Source organism: Pseudomonas sp. P1.31, from assembly GCF_001269815.1.
Lineage (GTDB): Bacteria > Pseudomonadota > Gammaproteobacteria > Pseudomonadales > Pseudomonadaceae > Aquipseudomonas > Aquipseudomonas rustica.
Genome location: NZ_LHVN01000003.1, coordinates 269,995 through 292,588, shown reverse-complemented (window position 1 = coordinate 292,588; position 22,594 = coordinate 269,995). Strand labels below are relative to the sequence as shown.

General features: G+C 60.0%; 17 protein-coding genes. 3 read left to right on the top strand and 14 right to left on the bottom strand.

The window, feature by feature from the left end:
- The first annotated feature begins 25 nt into the window (after positions 1 to 25).
- Positions 26 to 1,888: a bifunctional O-antigen ligase/aminoglycoside phosphotransferase family protein gene (locus tag AD669_RS02060; protein WP_053116728.1), complete on the top strand. Its 1,863-nt coding sequence runs from the start codon at positions 26 to 28 to the stop codon at positions 1,886 to 1,888.
- The gene (locus AD669_RS02055) at positions 1,888 to 3,105 is read left to right on the top strand and encodes an acyltransferase (protein WP_053116727.1); all 1,218 of its coding nucleotides are present in this window, start codon (positions 1,888 to 1,890) and stop codon (positions 3,103 to 3,105) included. Before AD669_RS02060 ends, AD669_RS02055 begins: the two co-directional genes overlap by 1 nt.
- A gap of 18 nt (positions 3,106 to 3,123) precedes the next feature.
- On the opposite strand, the gene AD669_RS02050 is transcribed toward AD669_RS02055, so the two are convergent.
- Genes AD669_RS02050 through AD669_RS02025 form a run of 6 tightly spaced genes read right to left on the bottom strand, consistent with a single transcriptional unit; the run spans position 3,124 to position 10,374 of the window.
- Positions 3,124 to 4,014, bottom strand: a complete 891-nt coding sequence (locus AD669_RS02050) for a glycosyltransferase (protein WP_053116726.1) — start codon at positions 4,012 to 4,014, stop codon at positions 3,124 to 3,126.
- Positions 4,011 to 5,165, bottom strand: coding sequence for a glycosyltransferase family 4 protein (locus tag AD669_RS02045; RefSeq protein ID WP_053116725.1), 1,155 nt, complete (start codon positions 5,163 to 5,165; stop codon positions 4,011 to 4,013). The genes AD669_RS02050 and AD669_RS02045 overlap by 4 nt, the downstream gene beginning before the upstream one ends.
- A complete protein-coding gene (locus AD669_RS02040; RefSeq protein ID WP_053116724.1) occupies positions 5,162 to 6,598 on the bottom strand; it encodes a PIG-L family deacetylase in 1,437 nt (478 codons plus the stop codon). Before AD669_RS02040 ends, AD669_RS02045 begins: the two co-directional genes overlap by 4 nt.
- A gap of 8 nt (positions 6,599 to 6,606) precedes the next feature.
- A complete protein-coding gene (locus AD669_RS02035; protein ID WP_053116723.1) occupies positions 6,607 to 7,503 on the bottom strand; it encodes an antimicrobial resistance protein Mig-14 in 897 nt (298 codons plus the stop codon).
- Positions 7,503 to 8,633, bottom strand: a complete 1,131-nt coding sequence (locus AD669_RS02030) for a glycosyltransferase (protein ID WP_053116722.1) — start codon at positions 8,631 to 8,633, stop codon at positions 7,503 to 7,505. Before AD669_RS02030 ends, AD669_RS02035 begins: the two co-directional genes overlap by 1 nt.
- Positions 8,617 to 10,374 carry a carbamoyltransferase gene (locus AD669_RS02025; RefSeq protein ID WP_008079282.1) on the bottom strand — a complete coding sequence of 586 codons (1,758 nt, stop codon included), beginning with the start codon at positions 10,372 to 10,374 and terminating at the stop codon, positions 8,617 to 8,619. Before AD669_RS02025 ends, AD669_RS02030 begins: the two co-directional genes overlap by 17 nt.
- 448 nt (positions 10,375 to 10,822) lie before the next feature.
- Here AD669_RS02025 and AD669_RS02020 point away from each other — a divergent pair, with 448 nt between their 5' ends.
- Positions 10,823 to 11,818 (top strand): IS110 family transposase, encoded by a 996-nt coding sequence (locus AD669_RS02020; RefSeq protein ID WP_053116721.1) that lies wholly within the window; start codon positions 10,823 to 10,825, stop codon positions 11,816 to 11,818.
- 73 nt (positions 11,819 to 11,891) lie between these two features.
- Here the strand turns inward: AD669_RS02020 and AD669_RS02015 are convergent, their stop codons facing one another.
- From AD669_RS02015 to glnE, 8 genes are all read right to left on the bottom strand, one after another.
- Complete coding sequence (locus AD669_RS02015) at positions 11,892 to 13,340, bottom strand: lipopolysaccharide kinase InaA family protein (RefSeq protein ID WP_053116720.1); 1,449 nt, start codon at positions 13,338 to 13,340, stop codon at positions 11,892 to 11,894.
- Positions 13,340 to 14,092, bottom strand: a complete 753-nt coding sequence (locus AD669_RS02010; RefSeq protein WP_053116719.1) for a lipopolysaccharide kinase InaA family protein — start codon at positions 14,090 to 14,092, stop codon at positions 13,340 to 13,342. Before AD669_RS02010 ends, AD669_RS02015 begins: the two co-directional genes overlap by 1 nt.
- On the bottom strand, positions 14,089 to 14,823 hold the full coding sequence (locus AD669_RS02005) for a lipopolysaccharide kinase InaA family protein (RefSeq protein ID WP_053116718.1): 735 nt from the start codon (positions 14,821 to 14,823) through the stop codon (positions 14,089 to 14,091). The genes AD669_RS02010 and AD669_RS02005 overlap by 4 nt, the downstream gene beginning before the upstream one ends.
- On the bottom strand, positions 14,823 to 15,629 hold the full coding sequence (rfaP, locus tag AD669_RS02000; protein ID WP_053116717.1) for a lipopolysaccharide core heptose(I) kinase RfaP: 807 nt from the start codon (positions 15,627 to 15,629) through the stop codon (positions 14,823 to 14,825). The genes AD669_RS02005 and rfaP overlap by 1 nt, the downstream gene beginning before the upstream one ends.
- The gene (locus AD669_RS01995; protein WP_053116716.1) at positions 15,629 to 16,750 is read right to left on the bottom strand and encodes a glycosyltransferase family 4 protein; all 1,122 of its coding nucleotides are present in this window, start codon (positions 16,748 to 16,750) and stop codon (positions 15,629 to 15,631) included. The genes rfaP and AD669_RS01995 overlap by 1 nt, the downstream gene beginning before the upstream one ends.
- The gene (gene waaC, locus AD669_RS01990; RefSeq protein WP_053116715.1) at positions 16,750 to 17,811 is read right to left on the bottom strand and encodes a lipopolysaccharide heptosyltransferase I; all 1,062 of its coding nucleotides are present in this window, start codon (positions 17,809 to 17,811) and stop codon (positions 16,750 to 16,752) included. Before waaC ends, AD669_RS01995 begins: the two co-directional genes overlap by 1 nt.
- Before the next feature lies 1 nt (position 17,812).
- Entirely contained in the window at positions 17,813 to 18,847 is a 1,035-nt protein-coding gene (gene waaF, locus AD669_RS01985) for a lipopolysaccharide heptosyltransferase II (RefSeq protein ID WP_053116714.1), read from the bottom strand.
- Between the two features lie 600 nt (positions 18,848 to 19,447).
- Complete coding sequence (gene glnE / locus AD669_RS01980; protein ID WP_053116713.1) at positions 19,448 to 22,387, bottom strand: bifunctional [glutamate--ammonia ligase]-adenylyl-L-tyrosine phosphorylase/[glutamate--ammonia-ligase] adenylyltransferase; 2,940 nt, start codon at positions 22,385 to 22,387, stop codon at positions 19,448 to 19,450.
- Positions 22,388 to 22,594: the final 207 nt, after the last annotated feature.

Genomic DNA, 22,594 nt, shown 5'->3' with positions numbered 1-22,594 from the left:
CTTCTTCAGGATTGAATCTCACAGCATGCAACTTCGCGGCTTCAGCAGTACGTCCAATCGAGTCTTCGACTTCATTAGCCTGTGGATACTTCCCGTCGGCTATTTTCTGCTCCTGTGCGCGCTGTTCTTTTTGCCGGGCCGAAGTCTGCATCACAAGCTGTTTTACGGCTTGTTCAGCATTCCGACCTTGATCGCTTTGTGCCTGCGCCCGCGCGAACTCAAAGAGTTGCTGCGCGAACCGATTTTTGTCGCACTGCTGGTGTTTGTCGCCTGGGCATTGCTCAGCCTCAGTTGGGGGCCGCGCGAAGAAGGCCTCGCCGGGATGTTCAAACCGTCATTGCACACCTTGCTGCTGTTTGCCGGCACCTATCTGCTGGTGCGTTATCGCAGTGAGATCCTGCAACCTCTGCTGTTCGGCGCCGCGTTAGTGGCGTTGGTCGCAACGACGTGGTTCCTGTTCAGATTCGCCAATATTTACGAGCCGGGCATGCGTCTGATCGGCGGTGGCGCTTTTGACAACCCACTGCTCAGCTCGCACCTGTTCGGTTTCTTCAGCGCCTATTGGCTGAGCGTAACCATGACCTGCAAACGCCGCCAGATGATGTGGCTGAGTGTGCCGGCAATGGCAATCATGTTCATGGCGGTCATTGGCACCGGCTCCAGAACGCCGCTCGTGGCGCTGACCATGGCCGCGTTGTGGCTGTGCTTCATTTGCTGGAACCGCCGCTCGGTGGGCTTGTTGATCGGCCTGGCCCTTAGCGGCGTGACGGTCGCCGTCCTGTTTGCACAAATGATCATCGAACGTGGCGATTCGTATCGACTGGAAATCTGGAAGCAAGTACTGCACATGATTGCCGACCATCCCTGGATCGGACATGGTTACAGCGCCACGTTGTCCGTCGACCCCGGCGTCGGCATCAATTTCCAGGAGCCACACAGCTTTGTCCTGGGTGTGCTGTATTACGTCGGCATTGTCGGTCTGGTGCCGTGGCTGTTCTTTATTTTCCGCGGCCTGCTGAGCAGTTGGCGTCAGCGCGTACAACCGCTGTTGATCGTCGCCTCGACACTGCTGATCTTTGGCATCGGTGCCGGACTTACCGAAGGCGGCGGGATCATTTCGCGCCCCAAGGAACACTGGTTTCTGCTGTGGATCCCGTTGGCACTGATTGCGGCGGTGAGCATCAACCAACGCGCGCGCCGTCTATTGACCCTACCGGTACAAAAACTCAACGCGAGCGACCTGCAGCAGATGAGCCTTGACGCTCAGGTCATCGAAGAAGACGGCCTCGGCCCGAAAGTCCTGCGCCTGACCGATGGCAGCTTCCTCAAACTGTTCCGCCGTCGCCGCTGGTACACCTCGGGCAGCTTCAATCCCTATTCAGAGCGCTTTGCCGTCAACAGCGAACAGTTGCGCCTTATGGGCATTCCCACCCCGCAAGTGCTCAATCTTTATCGCCTCGACGATGGCAGCAGCGCCGTGCACTACGCCCCCCTGCCCGGCCATACGCTGCGTCAGGTATTGCAGAGCATTACCGCTCCTGCCGTTCGTCAGGCGCTGGTGGAACGCTTTGGCAAGTTCATGGCGCAATTGCACGAGAAAGGCGTCTATTTCCGCTCTCTGCACTTGGGCAACGTGCTGGTGCTGGAGGATGGCGAGTTCGGCTTGATTGATCTGGCCGACCTGCGCGTTTACCCTAGCCCGCTCAGTCTGGCCCTGCGCCAGCGAAATTTGCGCCATATGCAGCGCTATACCGTCGACAAACGCTGGTTGTTCGAAGACCACTTCGAAGCATTACTCCAGGGCTACGCCGTCATGGCGTCGCAATCTGCGGTGGATAATCTGCACAGGCAAGTGCTGGCCGGCAACACTGCGGCTCGAGTTCATTGATGATCGAAACCAACCCCCTCATTGCGCTGGCAGCCTATCTGCTGGCCATCGTGTCCGCCGCGCTTTTACTGCGCGTCGTGCCGAAAATCGCCCGTCACCTGCAGCATTCCGGTGAAAGCCGCTATGCCAGCATCGATGGCCTGCGCGGCTACCTGGCGTTTGGTGTGTTCGTGCACCACGCCGTCATTACCTGGATCTTTCTGCGCACCGGAGAGTTCGGATTTCCGCCGAGCAACTTCTACTCGATGATCGGCCAAGGCAGCGTTGCGCTGTTTTTCATGATCACCGGCTTCCTGTTCTGGAACCGTCTGCTGACCCAAGGGCGTCAGCACGACTGGCTGGCCTTCGGCATTTCACGGGTGTTTCGCCTGTATCCGCTGTACCTGCCGCTGATGTTGATCGTCTTCGTCACCGTGTTCCATTTGCAGAACTGGGAACTGAAAGAGCCTGGCAGCGCCCTGTTCAAACAGATTCTGGCGTGGCTGACCTTCGACCGTCCGGACATCAACCAATACCCGCAAACCGGCATGCTGATTTCCAACGTCACCTGGACGCTGGCCTATGAAGTGTTCTTCTATCTGGCGCTGCCACTGGCCGGGATGGTGTTCATCTATCGCGGCAGCTGGATACAAGTGGTGCTGTGCCTGATCGGCATTTACGCGCTGTATCAAGTGGTCGGCTGGGAGCACTCGCTGAAGAAACACTTCCTCGCCAGTTTTCTCGGTGGCATCGCCGCGGCGTACTGGATTCGCAAGCCTGCGCTGGTGGCCTGGAGCCGCACACGTCTGGCGGGCGTGATTGCCGTGTTGGCGCTGGTGATTGCCTTCACCGCGTTCAATCGTGCGTTCAAGACCGGGCCGCTGTTCCTGCTGTCATTGTTTTTCGTGATCGTGGCGTCGGGCAACAGCCTGTTCGGTGCGCTCAAGCCACGCAGCATCCGCTGGCTCGGCGAGATCAGCTACAGCACCTATCTGCTGCACGGTTTTGTGTTGTGGCTGATGGTGCAGCGTCTGCCGCTGCTGCTGAATCTGGATGCGCGGGATGCGGATGTCTATCTGCCGCTGATCGCGATCTGCACCTGCCTGCTGATTCTGATCAGCAGCCTGAGCTTTCTGTACATCGAGTTGCCGGGCATGGCCGCCGGCAAGAAGGTGCTGCAGTGGATTCGCTCGCGGCAGAAAGGCGATAAGCAGCTCTCGGAGAAAGTCGCCCGCTAAGCGCGGGCGACCGCTGTTTCAGCCCTTTTCCTGCGGCGAAAACAGCAACCGCCCAAGACCGCGCCAAGTCTTCTTGTTCCAGGCCTTGAACGGGATCTGCTTCAGCAGCTCCCACGCCAGCTTGCGATTGCGGTTGGCGGTTTTCAGGAACATCGAATTCAGCGACTTGTAGCGCACTTCGTCGTACAGCGGATGATCGCTGAACAACGCATAGATGCGCAGAATGCTTTCGATCATGAAGCGATGGTTCTTGTACGAGTTGGTCGCGTGCTTGCGATAGCGTGCCATGACCACGTTCAAGCCATCGATAAAGTAACCGGCGCGGGTCACCTTCAGTTCGATGTAGAGGTCTTCGAGGCGAATCGTCGGGTCGAAGCCACCGACCTTGTCCAGCGCTTCGCGGCGAATCATCAGGGTCGGGGCTGGCGGATAAGGTTTGCGCTCAAGAAACATGTCGTCGAAATCCAGACGACGGAACGGCACATCGCGACGCTGACGCTTTTCCGGATAGAGGTTGCCGTCGGCGTCCATCAATTCGATGTTGCCGGCACAAATCCCCACTTCCGGCTTGCCGTCCATGTACGCCACCTGAATCGCGATGCGCTCCGGGTACATGATGTCGTCGGAGCCGAATGGCACGATCAAGCTACCCTTGGCCCGCGCGATGGCGCCATTGAGCGTATTGGTCAGGCCCTGATTCTGCTGCACACGGAAATCGAAACCGTAATGCGCCTGCAAGGCATTGATGCGCTCGACGCTGTCGTCCTTCGAGCCATCATCGACCACCAGCAGTTCGATGTTCTGGTAGGTCTGATTGATGACACTGAGGATGCTCTCCTCGATGTACGGGCCGTGGTTGTACGAGGCGATGATCACGGTGACGAGGGCATTGGCTTCTTGTTCGCTCATGGCTGCACCTTGCGCGCTTGTTCCAGGCCTGAGTCGATCAGATCCAGGTATTCCTGACGGAACACCTCGATGTCATGTTGTTCCTGCAGATAGCGGTAGGCTTGCTCGCCCTTGGCCTTGAGTTCGTCATCGGACAGCGCGAGGTACTGATCCAGCGCCGCGACAATACTCGGCACATCCTTGGGCGTAATCGCCAGACCGCCAGCGCCTTCAATCAGCGGCACCATCGCTGGCACGTTCGAGGCGATCACCGGCAAATGTCCGCTCATGCCTTCCAGCAAGGCCAGACCCAAACCTTCGGCCAGCGACGGCATCGTCCAGATATCAAATGCTCGCACGTATTGCAGCGCGTTTTCCTTGAAACCCAGCAAGTGCGCGCGACCCTTCAAACCCAGTTGTTCGATCTCGGCAGCCAGCGGTGCTTGCAAGCGCCCGGCACCGATGATTGCCAACTGCGTGTTCGGGTATTTGTCTTTCAGCGCGGCAAAAGCCTGCAACAGATAAGTGTGACCCTTGACCGAAACCAGCCGTCCCAGCGCGCCGATCAGGCGCACATTCGGGTCGATGCCGAGCAGCTCACGCGCCTTTTCGCGGCTGTGCTGCAAACCTTCGGCCTGTTCGATGTCGATGGCGTTGGTGATGGCGTAAGTATTCTGATCGGTGAAGCCGCAATTGCAGTCCAGCAGGTACTGCTTAACCGCAGGCGAGACACCGACGAAACGCCAGTGGCGGTCGATCAGTCGTTGAGTCTGACGACGACGATAGAAGCGGTCGTACTCGCCGAAACCATGGGAGATGCCAATGCACAGCGGCACCTTCAACCAGCGGTTCAGGGTGAGCATCATGTTCACCGGTTTGAAGCGGTTGCAGATGACGACGTCGAACTTCTCGCGGCGGCAGAACTTGTACAGTTCCCACATCGCACGCAGGCGCATGCCTTTCAGGGATTTGTCGGAAAACTCGAAATACACCGAGCGATCGGCGCGGCTGACCGGCTCACCGGGCGCGGGTTTGCCACGCAGGAACGCTGCGGTGATTTGATAGCGATCCGACGGCAACGCCTTGACGATCTGCTCGGCAAGGTCAGCGAAATCATGGGCTTTGACGTTGTAGTCAGGCTGCAACTGCAGCACCTTCGACCGTTGACTCATAACTCTCCCCGATTAACGCCTGATTCACCCGGTTTCAGCAGCCACAGCAATTCCTGGCGTCTGACCGCTTTTCGAAAAAATTCGTTTTCGCCGTACACCGACGGCGCGCGACCGGCCAGCAAACGCTGGATCACGCGGCGCAAACGGCGTTTGAACGGCGCTGGCGGCTGCAAGTCATGCATCATGCCCAGCGCCATGGCTTTGTCGCGTTGCTGTTCGATGGTCAGTGGCAGGCACAGCGGCTGCATCGGCACGGCGCCATCGAACGCTGGCGGCAGCGCGATGCCTGCACCGGCATTGCCCATCGGCCAGCGATCGTTGTCGTGCAAATGGTTGGCGTAGCCGAGCAGGGTTGGCTGCCAGTCCAGAGTGTTCAGCACTTGCAGCACGGCTTGCTGGCTGCACAGATGATCAGGATGCGGATCCAGCGTCGGATGCGGCAGGACGATCACGTCCGGACGTGCGCGCAGCAGCACTTCGCGCAGGTCGGCCAGCAGATTGTTCCAGGTCGGCGCGCCATCGACATCGCTCGGCAAGCTGAACGGGTTCAACTGGCGGAACAGACGGGTATCGCTCAGATCGGCTTCGCGTGAAGCCATCGCTTGATTCGGCGCCGCCTGCATCGCTGCCAGTTGCAGACAGAAGTAACCGAGTTGCACGCAGTTCTCCGCCGGCACACCGGCCCAGCGCGGCACGGCGAGGCTGTCCCAGGCGCGCAACCGGCCCTTGAGCCGCGCGGCTTCGACCTTGTTCAGGCCCATCTGCTGATAATGCTCGGCTTCGATTTCGCCGGCGGTCAGGGTGACGATCCAGGCTTCATCGGCCTGGCTGTACAAACCGTAGGCAGCCAGCTCGGCGTCGTCGGCGTGCGGTGCGATGACCATCACTCGTGAACGGCGATAATCGGTTTGCTCCAACGCCCACAAAACCGGTTCACCGGAGACGCGACAGAAGCGCCCGCGCAAGCGCAGCACACCTTGCGACAAGGCTTGCGCCTGACCGCTGAGGTTCAGATAACGCAGGCCTTTGACGCCACGCTCGAAGGTTTGCGCGTCAGGATTTGTACCGCCCACCAATTCGATACGCGGATCGAAGAAGCGGCCCAGCCACGTGCTTTTGACCTGCACCGCGAGAATCAGCGTGGCGTCATCCATCACCATCACGCCGTCATCCAGACGCAATTGCTCGCCGTTCAGATGCACTTTCGGCTGTGGCGTAAACGGTGGAAAGCTGTACTGGTAATCGTCTTTTGGCGAATAGAACAGGTGATCGGCAAACCACGCCTCATGGGCGACCCAGCCGATCACCGCGAGCAGCAGCGGCAACCACCAGGCGACCAAAACGCCGATCGCGATCAACACGATCAACGCAATCAGCAGGCCGATACGTTTGTTGCGCCGGTGGCGCTTGAGCAGTTGCTGTTTGCGGCTCATGGGCGGGCTCATACGGTGAACACCGGCACAGGATTGCACCAGCGATCCTTGTATTCACGGTCGGCGCGACCGAAGGAAAAGCGCAACGGCTTGTTCAGCGCGCGCGCATGTTCCCAGGCACTTTGCGTATTGAGGAAACTCAACACGCTGCCGGGACTGAATTCACGGGTTTCGGGGTCGACGCCGCCGTTGATGTATTCAACGCTAATCCACTCCGGCGCTTCGACGCGGTACACCAATTGAATGGCAATCGGCGCCTCGTTGAGGAAGATCACCGAACCGATCAGCAACTCACGCAACAGCTCGATCACATCGGCCATGCGCGCCGCGCCGGTAGCGGGGAAACCCCAGCGGCGCTGAAACAGATCGCAGTAGATCGCCGCCAGCTCAACGCTGGAAAAGTCGCTGACCGGACGCACCACGCCGCCCGCCTCTTCCAGCAGACGCAATTCGCGGCGCTGGTTGTAGCGAAACTTCTTCGACAGTTCTTCCGGGGTGCGGGCCATGGCCAGTTGCTCGGTCTGCAACTTCATGCCGCTGAAGCGACTTTCGTTGAGCGCCGACAGGTAGCGCGCGCGATGGCGCAGGGGGGCTTGGACATCGACGGCGGCCGGCAGGATCAACTCGGCGTTACCGAGGTCGAACAGGCCTTTTTTGCCGTTGCGCTTGAGCACGTCCTTGGACAGCGCGAGATCACGGCCCCAGGTCGGGATCGCCGCTTTGATTTCGCCTTGCTGCTCCCAGGCCAGATAGCGCACCGGGATGCCAGCCAGATCGGCCAGACGCTCAACCACCAGCGGATGCGTGGCGACACTGCCGCCGAAACGCTGCCAAGTGGTTGCATAGGTCGAGGCGTCAACGGGCGACCAGCCACGTTCGCGCCAGCCTTGGAATCGGTTGAGCATCAGCCCCTCGGTGCCAGATCGATAACTTGCGGCAGACGCCAGAAGGTGTCGCGCACCGCACGGTCGGAGAATTGCTCACGCAGACGTTCGAGCATCATCTCGGCGCACTGATGGCGCTGTTGATCATCCATACCAGCCAAATGTTGCAAGCCTTGGGCAAGGCGCTCGGCATCACCCAGCGGGAACAGAATACCCACGCCTTCGACCACTTCCTTCGCCCCGCCACATGCGGTGGCCAGCAACGGTACGCCGGCGGCCATGGCCTCCAGCAGCACCATGCCGAACGGTTCGTGATCGGAGCTCAGCGCGAAAACATTGAAGGCGCGGAAGTAATTGCGTGCGTCCGGCACCTGACCGAGGAACAGCACGCGATCGCCGATACCCAGCTCTAGCGCCAGCTCTTTGAGATCCTGTTCCAGACGGCCCTTGCCGAGAATCACCAGTTGGCTGTTCTCGGGCAACCCCGGCAACGCGGCGGCGAAACCTCGCAGCAATGTCGCCTGATCCTTGTCCGGGTGCAGTCGACCAACGTTGCCGACAATCCACGCATCCGCCGCCAGCCCCAGGGTCTCGCGGGCTTCGCGGGCGGACACCTGGGCAAATTGCAGCGCAGGCAGATCGATACGGTTGTACAGCGTCTGAATCCGCGTTTGCGGCCACTTCGGCAGGCAACGACGCATGTCGTCACGTACCGCGTCGGACACACCGAGCAGGCTCAGACGTTTACGGAAAATGTGCGCGAACAGTTTGCGCGTACGACGTTGGTAATCACCAAACGCGTGGTGCACGCCAATCACCGGCAGCGACGTGCCGAGCAAGGCGATGTAGATCGGCTTGAAACGATGGGCGATGCAGAAACTGAAATTGCGTGAAGCGGCGATCTTGCGCAGATCGCCGATGGCGCCCAGCTTCAGGCCACGAATGGCCTTGGAGCTGTATTCCATGAACAACACTTCATCGGAGGCACACGCTGCGGCCACCTCGCTATCGGCGGCCCCGGTCAGAAAGACCGTGGTCACCCGATAACCGGTGCCCGCGAACAGGCTGGCGTACTGCCGTGCGCAGTCGAGGAACGGCCCGTCATAGCCGTGACAGAACTGCAACACATGGCGTTCAGCCGAGCGAGTCATAAGCGTTTGCGCCCTCTTTGACCACCAGAATGTCTTCCATGATCAGGTACTGCAGATCGGAGCCGAAGAACATGTTCAGCGCGTCGGTCGGCGAGCAGATCATCGGTTCGCCACGACGGTTGAGCGAGGTGTTCAGCGACACACCGTTGCCGGTGAGGACTTCGAGCGCTTTCATCATGTCGTAGTAGCGCGGGTTGTATTCGCGCTTGAGCACCTGGGCACGGGACGTACCGTCTTCATGGACGACTTCCGGCACACGGGTTTTCCACTCATCCGCGACTTCGAAAGTGAAGGTCATGAACGGCGCCGGGTGATCGATCTTGATCATCTGTGGCGCGACGGTGTCGAGCATCGACGGGCAGAAAGGCCTCCAGCGCTCGCGGAACTTGATCTGGTGGTTGATGCGGTCTGCCACGCCGGGAATGCTCGGGCAACCGATGATCGAACGACCACCGAGTGCGCGCGGACCGAACTCCATGCGGCCCTGGAACCAGGCCACCGGGTTGCCATCGACCATGATCTTGGCGATCTGCTCAGGCATGTTGTCGAGCTTGCGCCAGGTCGGCTTGTTCTCGTGACGGGCGCACGCGGCGATCACGTCTTCGTTGCTGTACGACGGCCCGAGGTAGACGTGTTCCATCTTCTCGACCGGTACGCCACGGGCGTGCGACACGTAAGCGGCGGCGCCAACAGCGGTGCCGGCATCGCCGGACGCAGGTTGTACGAACAACTCTTTAACGTCATCGCGGGCGATGATTTTCTGGTTGAGCTTGACGTTCAACGCACAGCCACCGGCGAACGCGAGTTTGCCGGTTTCCTTGAGGATGTCGCCCAGGTAGTGGTCGATCATCTGCAGCGAGATCTTTTCGAACAGCGCTTGCATGCTCGCGGCGTAGTGAATGTACGGCTCGTCAGCGATGTCGCCTTCGCGTTTCGGGCCCAGCCATTCGATCAGCTTCGGCGAGAAGTAGAAGCCTTTGCCCTTCTCTTTGTAGCGACGCAGGCCGATCACGTTGGCGTAGTCGGTGTTGATCACCAGCTCGCCGTTCTCGAACGAGGCCAGACGCGAGAAATCATATTTGCTGGCGTCGCCGTACGGCGCCATGCCCATGACCTTGAACTCACCGTCGAGCATCTCGAAACCGAGGAACTCGGTGATCGCGCCGTACAGGCCGCCGAGGGAGTCCGGATCGAAGAATTCCTTGATCTTGTGGATCTTGCCGTTTTCGCCGTAACCGAAGAAGGTCGTGGCGTACTCACCCTTGCCGTCGATGCCGAGGATCGCGGTTTTCTCTTGGAAACCCGAGCAGTGGTAGGCGCTGGAGGCGTGAGCCAGGTGGTGCTCGACCGGCTCGATCTTGATCTTTTTCGGATCAAAACCCAGTTGCTCCAGGCACCAGACGATCTTGTTGCGATAGCGCTTGTAGCGGCGGTTGCCCATCAGAATCGCGTCAAGAGCGCGATCCGGTGCGTACCAGTAGCGCTTGGCGTAGTGCCAGCGCGCCTCGCCGAACAGGCTGATCGGTGCGAACGGAATCGCTACCACGTCAACGTCGGACGGCTTGATGCCAGCCTGCTCAAGGCAGAACTTCGCCGATTCGTAGGGCATGCGGTTCTTTGCATGCTTATCGCGTACGAAGCGCTCTTCCTCAGCCGCCGCCACCAACTTGCCGTCGATGTACAAGGCTGCTGAAGGATCATGGCTAAGGGCGCCGGACAGGCCAAGAATCGTCAATGCCACAGGGGTCTAGCCTCTTTAGTCTGCATGCAGGCGCAAGGCGCCTTGAAAATTGAAGTGCCCTCGCACCGGGCGAGTGACAGCTAAAGGGCGGGATTATAGCGTAAACGTGGCGGGAATGACCCAGAGCTATTTGCCGAACAGCGGTGAGGATCAAAAGATCGCAGCCTTCGGCAGCTCCTTGTATGTTGCCCTCACACCAGTCAATTGAGATCTAGGCTCACTGGTGCGGACATACGAAGATGTTTTTCTGGGGGAGACCGATCGCTCCTAAAGGCAGGACTTGCTCCTGACCTTGTCTGTAGAGAGGTCCCCCCGCCTCATTGCCCACCACGAAGAGTATCGAGAAGCCGACGAGTCGGACTTCGCATTACAAGGTTGCAGTGGCATGAAGTTCGAGGTCAGGGGAACCAGGAAGCATTTTTAACCCAGTTCACTCGGAGTTGAAAGCATGAGCATGCATGTCGGTTTGGATGTGGGGTCTCGCACGACCGCCATGGGTTGGCGTAACGACGGTCGTTTTGCAGGCGCCTGCAACATCGACCAAACACCCGCAGGGCGTAAGGCGGCGGTCAACAAGTTGCTCGAACTCAAGCCTTTATCCGTGGTGATGGAAGCCACCGGCATCTATTACCTGGATTTGGCCATGGAGCTCGCTGCGGCGGGTTTGCCCGTTTCGGTTATCAATCCGAAGAGCTTTCATAACTTCGCCAAGCTGATGCTGAAAAACAGCAAAACCGATGCAATCGATGCCCAATTGCTAGCTGAATACGGCGAGCGCATGAGCCCAAGATTGTGGACTCCACCTACAGCCATACAGCTGGAGTTGCGGGCTATCGGAAGGCATATCAATCGTCTGACATGTCATCGCACCCGAGCCAAGAACGAGCTGCATGCGCTGAAGGCTACTCAAACAACCCTGACGATGTTGATTGAAGACGAAGAAGAAGCCATTGAGGCCTTCGACAAGCGAATCGAGCGTTTCAGGCTCGCAGGCCGGGCACTGATCGACAATTGCCCGACGTTAAGCGCCCAGTTCGGGCACATGATCGCAGCGCCGGGGATGGGCGAAATTTCAGTATTTGCGGCACTGGCTGAATTGACGACTTTGCCGGTGACGCTTAAATCCGCGCAGGTCAGCCGACATGCAGGACTCGATGTGCGGCTTACGCAATCAGGTACCAGCATCGATAAACCTGGACGGATAAGTAAGGGCGGAAACGCCTACCTACGCTCAGCGATGTACATGCCAGCGCTGACCGCCATTCGTTGCGACAGCAACGTGAAAGCCTATTACGAAGCGCTGATCGGGCGAGGAAAGAGAAAGATGCAGGCCATCGTCGCCGTGATGCGCAAATACCTGACCGGCCTGTGGGCTTGCATGCAAGCCGGAGAAGATTTCGATACGGCCAAGCTTTTTAGCGCAAAAGACCTCGCAAAAGCTTGACCGTAAACAGAGTATCTACAGGAAATCGCATTCCAAATGTAGGAGCTGCCGAAGGCTGCGATCTTTTAAGTCTTCAGACTCGATCAATACTTTTCGGCAAGCGCTGATCAATCACTTGATACAGCGCGCTGCTCTCGGGCCAGTTGCGCATGAAGCGTGCGCGGTCGCGGGCGTAGGCCGGGGCGAAGCTGCCGAGGGAGCGGTGTTGGCACATTGAGTCGAGATCGATCAGCGCCCAGCGATCGTCCTGCCAGAACAGGTTGTGGCCCTTGAAGTCGCCATGGCTGATGCGTTCGGCGATCAGGCGCGCGAACAACTGATCCAGCGCCTGCAGCTCGGATTCCGGCGCGTTGCCGTTTTCAACATACGGCGCAAAGCGCTCGATGATGTCCGGGCCCGGCAGGTATTCGGTGATCAGATACGCGCGGCTGCGCAGCCACAGGAAACGTTTTTCCAGCACGGCCAGCGGCTTCGGCGTGGCGATGCCGAGGAACGCCAGACGATTGCCTTCACGCCATGAATGCCAGGCGCGGCTCGGACGCCAAAAGCGTTTGAGCCAATGAGCAAAATTCTTGATGTTGTAGCGTTTGATCACCAGTGTGCGCCCGGCCACGTCGACCTTGCCGACACTCGCGGCGCCACCGGTTTTGTACAAATGGCCCTGATCGAGCAACGCATCGGCCTGTTCCAGCACCGGCGCCATCGCCGCTTCTTCCTCACGACGAATAGCACGTAGCGCGAATGCTCCGCGCTGCACGGCAAACAGCGTGCACTCGCGACCGACCTTGATCAGGTAATCGCGCAAACGCCAGGCGCGCACTTTGTCGATCTGCTTCTGCAACGCTTCCAGCGGCAACGCGTGTTCGCCGTTACTTAGCAGGTAATACACCAGCAATTCTTCAGTGAACGGCTCCAGCGCCTTGGGCAACTGGGCGAAAAACACCCCGAGATTTTCCAGCACTTTCTGCCGCGACAACGGCTGACCTGCGGTTTCCGCGCAGATGCCAGCACCGTCGATCAAGTACAACTGGCCGCCATGGCGCAGCAGATTGTCGAGGTGCAGGTCTTCCTGCCACAGGCCTTTGCTGTGCAACTGCGCAATCGCGCCGAGTGCGTCGCCCAGCACCGCCGATTGTTCATCCGCCAGCACCGGCAACGACTCAACCTGTTGCCAGGCATCACCAAGGCTTTCCGCATCTTCAAGGAATTCGAACAGCAGCCAGCCGCCCTCGCCTTCCTTCAAGCCATCGGCCAACAGCAGCGGCGTGGTCAAGCCTTGCGCCGCCAGCAGCTTCACGCCATTGAGTTCACGCTGAAAATGCCGCGCCGCTTTGCTGCCGACCAGCAATTTCGCCAGCACTGGCCGACCGCGCCACACACCGGCACCGACATAACGCTGCCCCGGCAGCACCCGCAGCAGACTTAGCAGCTGCAAATCGGCAGGCCCGGCGGCATCAGCCAGGGAAATCGTCAACGGCAGACTTGGCGTGCGCCCGGCGTTTTTCAGGTCGGACAACTGCATCAGCGAGTCTCCTTGCGACTGCGCCGCGCGGTCAGACGCGTCACCCAGGCGTCGACCAACGAACTGTCGGTCGCCTGATCGACATAAGCCGCAAGCAGCTCGCGCAGTTGCGCCTCGTTCCATTGCGGCGCGCGGCGCACCAGCGGTTCCAGATCCTTGACCCGATCGCGCATGCCCCACAGCAGTGGCCGGGTTTTCTCCAGGTCGATCAACTGCGCGCGATACTCAGCGCCGTCGGCCTGCAAAAAAATATGTTTCGGGTAAAAACAGCCGTGCACCTGACGCAGACCGTGCAGCAGCCGCGCCAGTTGCCCGCAGGCCTTGAGGATCGCCGATTGCTGCGTGGCGGTCAGTTCCGGCCAGCGCTGCAACAACGAATCAAGATCATCCCAGCCATCGAGGGCGCGGGTCAGCAGGATCGCGCGGACTTCGCCATCGACCTTGCGCTGGCCGAAAAAAGCCGCTTGCAGCGCCGGAATCCCCAGCGTGTTGTAACGGCTGATATTGCGAAACTCACGGGCAAAACTCGGCTCGCCGAATGGCGCGTGCAAGGTGCGCGTCAGGTAGTTGCTCTGGCGCTTGAGGTAGTAGGCGTGCCCTTCCAGCTCCAGACGAAACACGCTGCTCCAGCCGCCACCGTCGGTGTTCGGCTCGTCCACCGCTTCGAGCTGTTTGGCCCAGAGCGCGTCGAAGGTGCCGAGGCCATGGCGCTCAAGCAGCGCACGGTCTTCAGCGGCCAGAAAATCAGTCATTCGCGTCCCTCGAAAAATCTCACCACGTGGCGAATGCGCTTCTTGTCAGCGGCATTCAGGCGATCACGCCCACGGTATTGCAGATAAAAGCGCAGGCGCTGGGTGTTCGACAGGTGATATTTGGCGACCTTGTCGAGGCAGGCCAGATCCTTGGTGATGCGGTACTTGAGCCAGAAACCGCGCCAGAAATCGCCGTTCGGGCAGTCGATCAGGAACAGTCGATCCTGATCGTCGATCAGCAGGTTGCGCCACTTCAGATCGTTATGGGTGAAGCGGTGATCGTGCATCGTCCGCGTGTAAGCGGCCAACTGCCGGCTGACGCCATCGACCCAGGCGCGATCCTTGAGCTTGGGATCGTTGCGCTCGGCCAGCGCCGAGAGATCCTCGGTGCGCGGCAATTCGCGAGTGATCATCGCGCCACGGTCGTACGCCGCGCCGCGTCGCTCCAGACCCCAGGCCACCACTTCGGCGGTGGGAATGCCCCACTTGGCGAAGCGCTTGAGGTTCTGCCACTCCATCTTCACCCGCGGCTTGCCGAGGTAACGGCGCAAGCCTTTACCGGCGCCGACATAGCGTTTGACGTAATAGTTGACGCCGTTGCGCTCGACCCGGACGACTTCCGACAGCGGATCGCGAGTCAGCCGTTCGCCTTGCAGGGCGAACACCGCTTCGAGGCTGCCAAAATCTTCGGCGAGTTCACTGTATTGCGGCTCCAGAATCCAACCCGCCATCAGAGCGCATCCCCGTAGCGCTGTTTACGCGCATAGAGCTTGTTGGCCTTGCCTTCGAGCCAGCTCAGCAACGGCGCTTCTTCGGCGAGAATCTGCCGCAGCGGTTGCTGGAAATAACCCTTGAGGAAACGCAGCTTGTCGCGTCGGGTCAGGCCGATATCCAGCGCGGAAAAGTACAGCGCGGCCAGATCCTTGTTGCGCCAGCGCTGGGTAATTTTCGCGCGGGTCTGGGCACGGTGCAGATCAATCACCGAGAGCTTGAAATCGTCTGCAGTCACCGGTTTATCGGTGTGCAGCAGGAAGTGACAGATGTAGCAGTCGCGATGATTGACGCCGGCGCGGTGCATCATGCCGGTCATGCGCGCGACTTCGGCGATCAGCGCGCGCTTGAGTTTCGGCTCGGGCGGCTGCTTGATCCAGTCGATGCTGAAGTCTTCGAGGCTGACGGTCGGCGCCAGCTCTTCGGTGACGATGAACGAATGCTGATCCGCCGGGTTGCTGCCCTTCTCGCCGTACGCAACGGCGGTCATGGTCGGCACGCCGACTTCCTGCAAACGCTGGATAGCCTTCCACTCCTGACCCGCGCCGAGTACCGGCAGCTTGGCGGTCAGCAGGTTCTTGAAGATTTCGCCCCAGCCGATGCCACGGTGGATCTTCACAAAAAATCCGTTGCCGTCGACTTCCGTGCGCAGTGTCCGGCGTGCTTCCAGCTCGCGGTATACCTCGCCCTGCAAGCCTTCGACTTCGGCGAACGGGTCGCGTCCGGCCCAAAGGCTTTTGAACGGTTCAGCCAGCATCAACTTCATTAAGCGTGCTCCGCCAGAATCACATCGGCCGCGTGCTGCGGCATGCTGTAGAGGTCGGCCGTCTCGGCGAAGGCCAGACCATTGCGGCTCCAGGCCGCGCGTGCAGCGTCGTCTTTCAACATGTCAGTCAGGTATTGCGTCAACTGCGCCTGATCGAACGGCTCGTCCAGCACTCGCCCGGCGTCGGCCTCGGCGATGTAATGGGCGTAACCGCAGACCGCGCTGACCAGCACCGGCAAGCCGGCGACCAGCGCTTCAAGCAACACTGTACCGGTGTTTTCGTTGTACGCCGGGTGGATCAACAGGTCGGCGCCGAGCAGGAAACGCGGGATATCGCTGCGCCCTTTGAGGAACGTCACGTTATCGCCCAGACCCAACGTCGCGCTCTGCATCTGGAATAATTTGGGGTCATCCTGGCCGATTACAAACAGCCGCGTGCGCTTCTTCAGTTCGGCGGGCAATGCGGCCAGTGCTTTCAGGCTGCGATCAACGCCCTTGGTCTTGAAGCCGGAACCGATTTGCACCAGCAGCAGTTCGTCATCCTTCAGATTGAATTCGGCGCGGAAACCGGCACGGATTTCGTCAGCGTCTGCCGGACGGCGACGATCCTGAGCGATGCCCGGCGGCAGCAAATGGAAGCGCTCAAGCGGCGTGTCGTAATGCTTGATGAACAACGGCTGCTGCACTTCGGAAATCATCAGCACTTCAGTCTTCGCATCTTTGGCGAACACCGCGCGCTCGTATTCGGCGAAGTGGCGATAGCGGCCCCAGCGGCGGTACAGCGAGTTGCGCAGATTCTGCGCCTTGTCTTCGAAGCAACCGTCGGCGGCGTAATAGACGTCCAGCCCCGGCATCTTGTTGAAGCCGATCAGGCGATCAACCGGGCGCTTGGCCAGATCCGCTTCCATCCATGCGCTGAGTTTTTCGTTGCGACGATGATTGAAGAACGCTTTCACCGGTGCCACCAGCACCTCGAAACCGGGCGGCACGTCGCCTTCCCAGATCAGCGTGTAGACGCGGATCTGATGCCCGCGTTTCTGGCATTCGAGGGCGATGCGCATGAAGTCGCGCTGCAAGCCACCGAACGGGAAATATTTGTACAGGACGAATGCCAATTGCATCAGCGCAGCTCCTCAGCCATTAACAACGTGCTCAGTCGGCTGGCGACACGCTCGGGGTTCAGACGCGTGAAGCACAGCGGCTGTTCACGCTTCAGGTCAAACTGACGGGCATCCTGCGCGGTCGGTTGATAGGTACATTTCTTTTGCAGGCACGGCGCGCACGGGAAGTCGCTGGCCAGGTGAATCTGCAGTTTGCCGTAAGCGCCGGTCAGGCCCGGGTTGGTCGGGCCGAACAGCGAGATGGTCGGCACGTCCAGTGCCGCCGCCAAATGGCCGAGGCCGGTGTCCACCGCCACGCAGGCTTGCGCCCCGGCGAGGACTTTGCCGACGCCGGCCAGATTGAGTTTCGGCAGCACTTCGGCGTGTTTGAAACCGGCGGCGATGCGTTCGGCGCGAGCTTTTTCCTGCGGATTGCCCCACGGCAGCTTGACGCCGACGCCGAGGTAACCGACGCGTTCGGTCAGTTCACGCCAGTAGGCTTCCGGCCAGTGTTTGGTGTCCCACGTGGTGCCGTGCAGGAACACCACAAAGGCGTTTTTCCGTGGCAGTTCGACCAGACGCTCGACGTTGAGGCCGTAGTCGCCCAATCCTTTTGGCAGGTCGTAACCGAGGGCGATGGCGAACAGTTGGCGCACGCGTTCGACGGCGTGTTGCCCACGGGCCACGGCCAGTTTGCGATCGTAAAAACGCGCGGCCATCGGCTCACGCGCCGAACCTTTATCGAGTCCGGCCACCGGCGCTTTGACGTAACGGGTCAGCCAGGCACTTTTCAGCAGGCCTTGGGCGTCGATCACCAAGTCGTATTTGTTGGCGCGCACGCTTTGTTTGAAGCGTTTCCACTCGCCGCTGGTGATGGTTTTCCAGATATTTTTGCGCCAGCGGCGGATCGCCACCGGAATCACTTTGTCGACGGCCGGGTGCCAGGTCGGGATCTCGGCGAAGCCTTCTTCCACGACCCAGTCGAATTTGATCCCGGGGATCGCCCTGGCGGCGTCGGTCAGCGCCGGCAACGCATGAATCACGTCGCCCAGCGATGAAGTCTTGATCAACAGTACCCGCAACTTAATGAACCTCGACCACGGAGCCCTGCAATTTCTGCAAGGCATCGTTGACCGCGTCCGGCATCAACTGGCGCAGGCAGTTGTAATGGCCGAAGCGGCAGGTACGGTCGAAGCATGGGCTGCAATCGAGCCCCAGACGCACCACTTCGACGTGCTCGGCCAACGGCGGGGTGAAGCCCGGCGAGGTCGAGCCGTAGACCGCGACCAGTGGACGATTCAGGGCGGCGGCGACGTGCATCAGGCCGGAGTCATTGGAGACCACCGAGTCGGCGCAGGACATCAGGTCGATGGCCTCGGCCAGCGAGGTGCCGCCGCTGAGGTTGACCGATTCTTCGCGCAAGCCCGGGATCAATCGGGCGCGAATGTCTTCGCCGACCGCGTGATCGTTTTTCGAGCCGAACAGCCACACCTGCCAGCCTTCGCGGATTCGCGCTTCGGCGACTTTCGCGTAGTGCTCGGACGGCCAGCGCTTGGATTCGCCGAATTCGGCGCCGGGGCACAGGGCCAATACCGGGCGATCGAGGCTCAGGCCGAACTTGGCCAGCGCGGCTTCGCGGGTGACCGGGTCGATTTGCAGGCTTGGGCGTGGATAGGGTTTCGGCAGCTCGGCGTTCGGCTCATAGGCCAACGCCATGAAGCGCTCGATCATCAGCGGATAGCGTTCTTTATCGAGGGTGCGCACGTCGTTGAGCAAGCCGTAACGGAATTCGCCACGCCAGCCGGTGCGTTTCGGGATGCCGGCGAAGAACGGCACCAGCGCCGATTTCAGCGAGTTGGGCAGCAGGATCGCCTGATCGTACTGACCGCGCAGGGATTTGCCGATGCGCCGACGCGTCGCCAATTCCAGCGCGCCATGGCCGAGCGGGAAGCTCAAGGCTTGGCGCACTTCGGGCATGCGCTCAAGGATCGGCCGGCTCCACTCGGGGGCCAGCACGTCGATTTCGCATTGCGGGTGGCGCTGTTTGAGACACTGAAACAGTGTCTGCGCCATCACCATGTCACCGACCCAACTGGGCCCAACGATCAGAATATTCATGTGGTTTCCAAAAACGAACCGGGGAGGCAATTACGCCTCCCCGCCTCGAGAATTCTACAAACACTGTAGATCTACTGTGGGAGCGAGCCTGCTCGCAATGGGGTCTTCACATTCAACATTATTGTCGTCTGATACTCCGCTATCGCTGGCAAGCCAGCTCCCACAGGGTTTTGCATCCGTTCCAACATCTGCATTTCAGCGCAGATCTATTGTAGGAGTGAGCCTGCTCGCGAAGGGGCCAGCACATCCAACATCGATGTTGCCTGATACTCCGCTTTCGCGAGCAGGCTCACTCCTACAGGGTTTTGCATCCGTTCCAACATCTGCGATTCACCGCAGATCTATTGTAGGAGTGAGCCTGCTCGCGAAGAGGCCGGCACATCCAACATCGATGCTGCCTGACACTCCGCCTTCGCGAGCAGGCTCGCTCCCACAGGGTTTTGCATTCGTTCCAACATCTGCGATTCACCGCAGATCTATTGTGGGAGTGAGCCTGCTCGCGAAGGGGCCGGCACATTCAACATCGATGTTGCCTGACACTCCGCTTTCGCGAGCAGGCTCGCTCCCACCTTTTGAATTTCGTTGCCTTCATTGGCGTGTTCAGCTTAGCCCCATCTCTTTCCAGATCCGCAACACCTGTCGCCGTTCTTCAACAAACTGGTCGCCTGCAATCACCCCCGGGTCCTTCTGCAAGGCCTGCCGGTGGGCGGCGGAGCGGTAGGCTTTGTAGGCCTCGCGCAACAGGCTGGCGTCTTCGGCAGGCATCAGCCCTTCGTGTTCCAGCTCTTCCGTGATGCGGATGTTATCGGTCCAGCGCAGCAATGGCGGGTGGTTGTGCGACCACGCCAGGGCCGCGTATTGCACCATAAATTCAATATCGACGATACCTCCGGCGTCCTGCTTGAGGTCAAAGGGCGCCGTGGCGTCGAAGGCATTTGCCGCCGTACCGGCCGAGGTGCTCTTGGTGCCGAGGTTGTCGCGCATCTTCGCGCGCATCTCGCTTACTTCCTGTTGCAACTTCGCCAGATCACGGGATTTGCCCAACACCTGCGCGCGAACTTTCTCGAACGCCTGACCGACATCCTGACTGCCGACCAGCACCCGCGCCCGCACCAACGCCTGATGCTCCCACGTCCACGCTTCATTTTCTTGATAACGAGCAAACGCGCCGAGCGAACTCACCAACAGCCCGGACGCACCGGACGGCCGCAGACGCATATCCACTTCATAGAGCTGCCCCGAGTTGGTCTGCGCCGTCAGCAAGTGAATGATCCGCTGCCCCAGCCGGGTAAAGAACTGCGCGCCATCAATCGGTTTCGCCCCGTCGGTTTCCGCCTGCGGATCACCGTCATGGATAAACACCAGATCCAGATCGGAACCATGCCCCAGTTCCAGCCCGCCGACTTTCCCGTAACCGACAATGATGAAGCCGGGATCGCACAAGGTGCCGTCGGTGCGCAGCGGCGTGCCGTGTTTGGCCACGGTCTGGCGCCAGGCCAGGGCCAGCACTTGCTCAAGAATCGCCTCAGCGAGCCAGGTCAGGTAATCGCTGACTTTCATCAACGGCAGGCTGCCGGCGATTTCCGAAGCGGCGACGCGCAAACGGTGCGCCAATTTGAAATGACGCAGCGCTTCCATTTGTTGTTCGAGGTCGTCTTCGGGGATTCGCGTCAGCCGCTCGCGCAATTCGGCGGCCAATTCCGGCGCCAGGGGCGGCTTGAACAAACGCCCTTCGTTGAGCAATTCATCCATCAGCAGCGGGAAGCGAGTGATCTGCTCAGCAATCCACGGGCTCGCCGCGCACAACGTCAGCAAGCGGCGCAGCGCACCGGGGTTTTCCGTGAGCAAGACTAAATAAGCCGAACGCCGAGCGACCGCTTCCACCAGCGGCAACACCCGCTCAAGCACCAGATCCGGATTGGCATGCTCAACCGCTTGCGCCAACAGGCGCGGAATAAACGCATCAAGACGCTCGCGCCCTAGCCGCTGCATCGCGCGCAATTGCGGGCTTCCACGCAAACCGGCCAGTGCCTTCAGGGCTTTGCTGGCATCAGCGAAACCGCCCTCTTCCAACTGTCGGCAAGCCGCCTCTTCGTCCTGCTCTTCTTCCCACAATGGCAACCATTCACCGCCGACCACCACTTCGCTTTCGGTGCCTTCTTCCTCGTCGGGATCGGCAATCACCTGCGCAAAGTGCCAAGCGACGCGGCCGCGCCAGAACATCAGCTTCTCGTGGAAAGCGTCCCAATCGGCAAACCCGAGCATGAAAGCAATGCGCGCCTGATCCTGCGCGCCGTCCGGCAGCATCTGCGTCTGACGGTCGGCAATCGCCTGAATCGCATGCTCGGTGTAACGCAGAAATTCGTAACCCTCGCGCAACTCGCTGATCACTGCCGGCGGCAGATAACCCTGCCCTTCCAGCGTGCTCAACACCTTTAATAGAGGACGCTGTTGCAGGCTCAGGTCGCGGCCACCGTGGATCAACTGAAAGGCCTGAGCAATAAACTCGACCTCACGAATTCCGCCCGAGCCGAGCTTGATGTTGTCGGCCATGCCTTTGCGCCGCACTTCCTGCTGGATGAGCTGCTTCATGGTGCGCAGCGCTTCGATCGCCGAAAAATCCAGATAACGCCGATAAACAAATGGCCGCAGCATGTCGAGCAACTGCGCGCCCGCGACCTGATCGCCGGCCACCACCCGCGCCTTGATCATCGCGTAGCGTTCCCAGTCGCGGCCCTGGTCCTGGTAATACTGTTCCAGCGCATTGAAGCTCAGCACCAGCGCGCCGGACGAACCGTACGGGCGCAGGCGCATGTCGACGCGGAACACAAAGCCGTCGACGGTCATCGGATCCAGCGCCTTGATCAGGCGCTGGCCGAGACGAATGAAAAATTCCTGATTATCCAGCGAGCGCTTCACGCCCACCGTTTCGCCGCCCTCGGGGTAGGCGAAAATCAAATCGATGTCGGAAGACAAATTCAGCTCGACCGCGCCGAGCTTGCCCATGCCAAGGATGACCATGGGCTGCGGCTCACCGCTGCGGCGACCGGTCGGCGTGCCGAATTGTTCGCAATGGCGGCTGTACAACCATTGATAAGCCTGGTCGATGGTGGCGTCGGCCATGTCCGAGAGGTCGCGGCAGGTCTGCACCAGATCGGCCTGTCGGGTGAGGTCACGCCAGATGATCCGTACTTGATGGCGCGCCCGTTGGCGACGCAGGGCGCGACCGAGTTCGTCTTCGGTCTGTGCCGCGTTCACCGCAGCGGAAATCTGCGCACACAATTCACCCGGTGCGAACGGCCGGTCGAGTTCGCCGGACTGCACCAGCGCGAGCAACATCAAAGGGTCACGAACGCTCTGTTCAATGACGAACTCGCTGGCAGCGGTGACGCGGGCGAACTGCGCCCAGCGTTCTGGCGTCCAGGTCGAGAAGCCGTGATCGTCTTCCAGTTCGGCGACGGCCGTACGGAACGACTGTTCGGATCGAGTGACCAACGGCAGGAGGATGGCAGGCAGTTCGGCAAGCACGGGCAGGGTCATGGTCTATCCTTGATCGGCGTGTAATCAGCCGCTTGTAGTGAATGGTGAAAACCCGCTACCTGAAGGACTGTCGAACAAAAGTTAGAAATAGCTGAAATTTCTTCTTCTTTAGCATCCAGCATCAAAGTTTCACCTTTTACGGATGGTAATCGACCAACCTTAACGATTATTCTCACAACGCAGTCAGAGGCCACAAGCCTTTCATCT